Raw genomic sequence first — 798 nt, 5'->3', positions numbered from 1 at the left:
TTGTGACGTTGGTTGCAATCGAAATCATCTACGGCAAGGGTGCCTATTGTCAAGGACCCGACGACCCGTGGAACTATGTAGAGGGCGTGATGATGATGCCGCATGCAGTCTACTGGATCCCGAGTGCTGTTTACTGTCAAGTCCCGCTGTTCGCTTGCCGTGAACCACTTCGTGCTCAGGTCTCTACCTGTCCGTACTGGGCTTACAGCATGCCGAAATACTGCGTTCGTTTTCTCGTGCATCAGCTGATTAACTTCAATTTCCCGCTGACTAATACCAACTGACAATCCTAACCATTAACCCAAGTTGTCTGCATGCTATGACTTACCAACCACTTATAACTTTAACTAAACTAGCAAATTTACTCTAAACTTATGGCTAAAAATTGTAACTACCATAGATAAGCTATAATAGGATGATAAGTTTACGAATTGAATATGTATGCTTTGTTTAGTAGTTAGGATGTATCTATTCTCAGGCTAGGTATGGATTCCTACAACCAACAACGAGGCAAATACAACTGGACTACTGTCAGTGCCGAAACTGTCAATTTCCCATCTCCTCTGAAGATCTTGCCGATGCTATTACAACAACTTCCTTTCTGCCTGAACCCTCTCTCACCGCTATTCGGAACGTTCTGAGCCGAACTTACCATTACAACATCAGCCGCCTACAACGCTCTGTCATTCCGAGCCAACTATCCGCTGCCTCGCTAATGCAGCTCGACAACTTTATCCGTCTCTATCCGTTCCGCTGTGGAATGCAATGTTCAATTTCCGTCCCCTTCCCTTCGTTCCG

2 protein-coding genes are annotated in these 798 nt (G+C 45.5%); both read left to right on the top strand.

Translation table 11 applies throughout. The annotated features are described in order from the left end of the window. On the top strand, nucleotides 1-284 hold a 284-nt coding region (locus GY843_RS10095; RefSeq protein WP_297309144.1), incomplete at its 5' end, for a hypothetical protein. 201 nt (nucleotides 285-485) lie between these two features. Next, nucleotides 486-641, top strand: coding sequence for a hypothetical protein (locus GY843_RS10090; RefSeq protein WP_297309143.1), 156 nt, complete (start codon nucleotides 486-488; stop codon nucleotides 639-641). Nucleotides 642-798 lie beyond the last annotated feature (157 nt).

Source organism: Neptuniibacter sp. (assembly GCF_024231755.1).
Taxonomy (GTDB): Bacteria; Pseudomonadota; Gammaproteobacteria; order Pseudomonadales; family Balneatricaceae; genus Neptuniibacter.
The sequence above is the reverse complement of the archived record's forward strand: the minus strand, read 5'-3'. Positions and strand labels throughout refer to the sequence as shown.

Excerpts from the sequence above, each read along its gene's own strand:
- GY843_RS10090 (WP_297309143.1), top strand. The coding sequence starts at position 486 with ATGGATTCCTACAACCAACAACGAGGCAAATACAACTGGACTACTGTC.